2 protein-coding genes and 1 pseudogene are annotated in these 5,168 nt (G+C 72.5%); 1 reads left to right on the plus strand and 2 read right to left on the minus strand.

Annotated features, from left to right (window positions below; translation table 11 throughout):
- Nucleotides 1-2,347: nitrate- and nitrite sensing domain-containing protein (locus GT042_RS07705; RefSeq protein WP_161307963.1), on the minus strand; the 2,347-nt coding region annotated here is incomplete at its 3' end.
- A 473-nt stretch (nucleotides 2,348-2,820) separates the two neighbouring features.
- Between GT042_RS07705 and GT042_RS07710 the strand changes: the two genes are divergently transcribed.
- Nucleotides 2,821-3,342 carry a hypothetical protein gene (locus GT042_RS07710; RefSeq protein WP_161307964.1) on the plus strand — a complete coding sequence of 174 codons (522 nt, stop codon included), beginning with the start codon at nucleotides 2,821-2,823 and terminating at the stop codon, nucleotides 3,340-3,342.
- Here GT042_RS07710 and GT042_RS07715 read toward each other — a convergent pair.
- Nucleotides 3,329-5,168, minus strand: a pseudogene (locus GT042_RS07715) (hypothetical protein); the annotation flags it as partial. The gene GT042_RS07710 and the pseudogene GT042_RS07715 sit on opposite strands and share 14 nt — an antisense overlap.

The raw sequence follows: 5,168 nt of genomic DNA on the forward strand, positions 1-5,168 counted from the left end.
CACGCCGGTCGCGGGCCTCACGGGCCTCGTCGCGTGCGCTGCGGACGCCGTCGCGCGCGGTCCGTACCTCGTCGTGCGAGAGCCGTACGTCCTCACGGACCTGCCAGGACTCGCCCGTGTCGCGGCCTCCCGCGTCGCGCCCGCCGAGGTCCAGATCGAGATCGAGGTCGCGCAGGTGCTCGCGGGCGCGGAAGATACCGCCGCGCTCGCTGTCCGAATCCTCGAGACCGGCGATGCCGTCACCTCCGCCACGTATCGGCCGGGTGTCCCTGCCGAGCGGACCCACGGGTGGTTCGAGCTCGACCGGTCCGTCGAGCACGGAAGGGCCGCTGCCCAGTCCGGTCGGGATCTGCGCGAGCGCGGTGAGCCGGCCGGTGGAACCGGCCTCGGCGCGGCCCCGGCCGCGCTCGGCCGTGCCCTTGCGGTCCAGCCGGAAGCCCACGCCCTCGGTCTCCGGCGCGTCGGTGAGCAGCGCGACCGGGAGGAAGACGACGGCGGTGGTCCCGCCGTACGGGGAAGGCTGGAGCGAGACGCGGACGTTCTGGCGCTGGGCGAGCCGGCTGACCACGAACAGGCCCAGGCGGTCGGTGTCGGAGAGCTCGAACTCCGGTGTCTCCGCGAGCCGCAGGTTGGCGTCGAGGAGCATCTCGGGGGCCATGCCGAGGCCGCGGTCGTGGATCTCCAGGGTGAAGCCGTTGGCGACCCGCTCGCCGTGCACCTGGACGGCGGTGTGCGGGGGTGAGAACACCGTGGCGTTCTCCAGCAGTTCGGCGATCAGGTGCGTGAGGTCGGCGACCGCCGGGCCGCCGACGCCGATGCGCGGAAGCCTGCGGACCTCGATGCGCTCGTAGTCCTCGACCTCGGCGACGGCGGCGCGCACCACGTCCATCAGCTGGACGGGCTTGCGCCACTGCCGGGAGGGGGCCGCGCCGGAGAGGATCACCAGGCCCTCGGCGTGGCGGCGCATGCGGGTGGTGAGGTGGTCGAGCCGGAAGAGGTCGGCGAGCTCCTCGGTGTCCTCCGTACGGCGCTCCATGGTGTCCAGGAGCGTGAGCTGACGGTGGAGCAGGACCTGGTTGCGGCGGGCGAGGTTGACGAACACCTCGGAGACCCCGCGCCGGAGGTCCGCCTGTTTGACGGCGGCCTCGACGGCGGCGCGCTGGAGCGTGTTGAGGGCCTGGCCGACCTGGCCGACCTCGTCCTTCTCGTAGTCGAGGCGCGGCGCCTCGGTCTCCACGTCGACCTGTTCGCCGGCGGCGAGGCGGCGCATGACGCTGGGGAGGCGGACGCCGGAGACCTCGTGGGCCTCCTTGCGGAGCTGGGAGAGGTCGCGGATCAGGTCGCGGCTGACCCGTACCGACACGATCACGGAGACGAGCAGCGCCAGGAAGCCGAGCACGCTGGCCAGGCCGGCGCGGAAGTAGGTGCCGGTGCGCAGGGGGTCGATGTGCGCCGCGTAGAGGGTGTCGGCGCGGTTGCTCTCCTGGTGCAGGTCGTCGAGGACGGGGCCGGTCAGCTTCTGCCAGCCGGCGACGTCGATCACCCGGGGGCTCGCGCCGGCGCCTGCGGTGATGAGGCTGTCCTCGGTGGAGCCGAGCGTCAGGGTGGAGGGCGTGCGCCAGTACTGCTCCAGGATCGCGCGGTCCCGGGCGGGCAGGTCGGAGAGGTTGGTTCGGTAGAGCAGGGTGCGGTTCGCGACGAGGTCGGAGACCCGGCGGATCTCCTGCGCGTTGATGCTGCCGGTCATCAGCGCGGAGGTGACCAGCGCGTCCTCGCGGGAGAGCATTTCGCGGGCGAGGGCCATCCCGACCAGTGCGCGGCCCCAGTTGTCCGCGTCGACTTCCTGGAGGCCGTGCAGGGTCGCGAGGAAGGTGAAGCCCGGGTCGACGATCCGGCTGTAGAAGTCCAGGGCCCCGGAGCGGGAGATCTTGTTGTTGTCCACCGAACGGCGTGTGGTCGCCAGGTCGTCCAGTCCGCCGATGACGGCGGTCAGTTGCTGGGCGGTGACGGCGTCGAGGTCGGAGCGGACGTCGGGCGTCGCGTTCGCCTTGACCCGCGCGGCGACCTTGTCGGTGTCGGTGCGGCTCTTCTGGAGGGTGACCCGGGCGTCGGGGGCGCGGGGGTCCGCCAGGTAGATCAGGGTCTGCCTGCGCTCGTTCTGGACGACGCGGATCGTGTCCTCGACGGGGCCGCCGACCTTGCCTATGACGTAACCGACGTCCAAGAGCCGTTTGGCGTCACTGCCGGTGAGCGTCGTCGCCAGGGCCCAGAGGGCGGTGAGCGAGACGAGCGGCACGAGCAGCAGCGCCACGATCTTCCGGCGGATCGACTTCCCGCGAAAGCGCATGGCCTCCCCCTGCTCGATCCCCGCCCGATGCGGGGGTCTCCCGGTGAACTTCCGTCAACAAACGGCGCGAGCCTACTACTGTCACACCGACAACTCGAAGGCACGTCCGGATGTTTTTCGGCCGCCTCCCTACGACTTGATCATGAGTTGTCCTGGTATTCGGCGAGTTGCCGTCCGTTGCTGGGGCGAAATTCGGCGGGCCGGACGACGTATGAACTCTCAACCAGTTGGCTGGAATCGTTCCGCGGTGGTCACGCTCGGGAATCTTCCCGCGCGGCCGGTCGTCCTTGTGTACGGAGATGTCCTGTGTGCGGGGTCTCCCTGGGGGCACGGACGTCCTGGTGCGGTGGGTGCGGATGTCGGTGTGGACGGGCGTGAAGCGGCGGAAGTCGGGCAGTCACCCTTGAGGCCGGACGTGCGGGGGCCTCGGGGCCGGAGTGGTGGTTCGGACAGTGGTGGGGAGTGACGGGTCCATGGATACGGATCAGCGGCGTGGTGCGGCGCCGGCGGACGACTTCTCGGGGGTCTCGCAGGGGTTCCCGGAAGGCTCGCGACAGCTCTGGGTGGAGGAGCCCGCGCTCAGGTACCGCATGCCGGATCCGGTCAGGAGGGCGGCGGTCCGCGCGGTGATCATCGCGGCGGTGACGCTGATTCAGGCCATGATTGCGTTTCTCGGCACGCTCAGTGCCTCCTGGCTGGCGTTCCCGATGGTGATCAGCAGTGTCGCGTCGACGGTGGTGGCGACCTGGTCGGTGCTGGACGTGTGGGTGACGCGGCAGGTGTGGAACCAACGCAACGGCGTGGTGTCCGTACCGAGCAGCACGGCGCGGCAGTTGCGCCGGGAGCGGCGCAGGGCCCGCCGTACCGCGCGGGGTTCGGCGCGGGACGCGGAGCGTGCCGGGGGACGCATAGGGAAGCCCCGCGACGGCCGGGCGCCGGAGCGGAGCCACGGGCTGGGAGGCGAGCGCGGCGGAAGTCGCCTCAGCGAGGCGTAAGGGCCTCCTGGGTGGTGTCCGCTCGCCCGCCGGCGACGGCGTCCTGACTCCGCTTGAACATACGGGTCGCGGTGATCTCGCCGTGGACGACCTCTCCGTCCGGGTCCTGCTGGGGCAGACCGGGGCGCAGGTGTTCCTCCACGCTGATGTACTTCAGCCCGGCGCGCAGGTCAGCGTCGTTGCGCAACCGGATGACCAGGGGGAACTCGGCGAGCGCCGTCGTGTCGAAGAGGCCCGTGGTGTAGAGGAGTTGCACGCCGAGGGCGTCCGACACCGCGCGCTGGAGCTCCAGCAGGTACGTGGCGTTGGCGCGGCCGATCGGATTGTCGAGGAAGAGCGTGCCCGCGTGGCGGTGCTTGTCGCGGCCCCGGTCGTTGCTGCGGAGCGCCGCCATCGTGCAGTAGAGGGCGATCGCCGCGGTGAGCAGCTGGCCGCCGGAGAAGACGTCGCCCATCTGCCCGACGGGGACACGTTCGGCACGCAGCACCGCGTCCGGCTTGAGGATCTCGACGGCGATGCCCTTCGGCTGGAGCGCCGCCTGGACCCCGCGCAGGAGGAGGGACATGCCGTCCCTGCGGAGGTCGGAGTTCTTCTTGAGGGCGGCGCGGGTCGCCTCGTCGACGACCTCCCCGAGCCGCTCGGTGAGGGTCGTACGGTCCGGCTCCTCGAAGCGGATCCGCAGGAACTCCTGCCCGGACCACTCCCCCAGGCCCTCCGGCAGTCGCGAGAGCCGCTGGGCGGACCGGAGCGTGGTCAGGGCGGACTCGACCAGGCCGCGCAGCCGGTCGACGATGGACTCACGGTTGCGCTCCAGCTGCGCCAGCTCGTCCGTCAGGACCCGGAGCCGGGGGGCGAAGGCCGCCGCCCAGCGCTCGGCGTGTTCCGGCAGGGCGGACGCGGGCAGTTCCCTGATCTGCTGGCGGGCCGGGGTCCTGACCTGTTCGTAGCGGGTGGAGTTGGCGTGCCGTACGAGCACGTCGCAGGTCTCCCGCAGGGCGGCGTCCGCCGTGGAGAGGTCCTGGGCGCAGGCGCGCAGGGACCGGCGGGCCTCGGCGGCGGCCTGCCTGGCCTCCTCCAGGCTGCCGGGGTACGGCTCCGGGGGCTCGGCCGTCTCGTCGGCGGCGGTGTCGTCGGCGACCGCGCCGCGCAACAGGTCGCGCAGGAGGGCGCTCGTCTCGTCGAAGCCGCCCGCCGCGTCCTCGGCGGCGCGGTGGGAGTACAGCAGCTCGTCGTGGGCGGCGCGGGCGGTGTCCAACGCGTCGGTGCGCAGGGCCCGTTCGGTGGTGGCCGTACGGAGCATGCTCTGCGCCTGCTCGACGTCGGCGGGGACGAGGTCCTCGGGCAGCTCGGTGTGCGCGCCGCCGTCGCCCTCACCGTCGGCCGGGGCGAGGCGTTCGGCCTCGCCGCGCAGGCGGCCCAGTTGCTCGCTGGCGGTGGTGGCGCGGGTCTCCAGCATCTGGACGAGTGATTCGGCGCGGGCGGCGGCGGCCTGGCGGGACGGGCCGTCGGCGCCGTCGGGGGATTCGAGGAGTTGGGCGGCGCGGGTGCGGACCTTGTTGCTGAGCCGGTCCAGCTCGGTGACGGCGGCGCTCTCGTCGCTCTCGGCGCGGGACTGTTCGGCGCGGAGGTCGGCGCCGACGCCGACCTTCTCGTACAGCTGGGAGGCCGCGCGGTAGGCCTCGCGCAGGGCGGGCAGGGCGATGCGGGGGGCGTCGGGCGCCGGTTCCGGGAGGGTTTCGGGCGCGCCGGCGATCTCGGCGCGTTCGGCGCGCAGGGCGCGGGCGGTGCGGCGGGCGTCGTCGGCGGCGCGCTGGGCGGCTCTGCGG

Origin of the sequence: Streptomyces sp. SID3212, assembly GCF_009865405.1 — a bacterium.
Classification (GTDB): Bacteria; Actinomycetota; Actinomycetes; order Streptomycetales; family Streptomycetaceae; genus Streptomyces.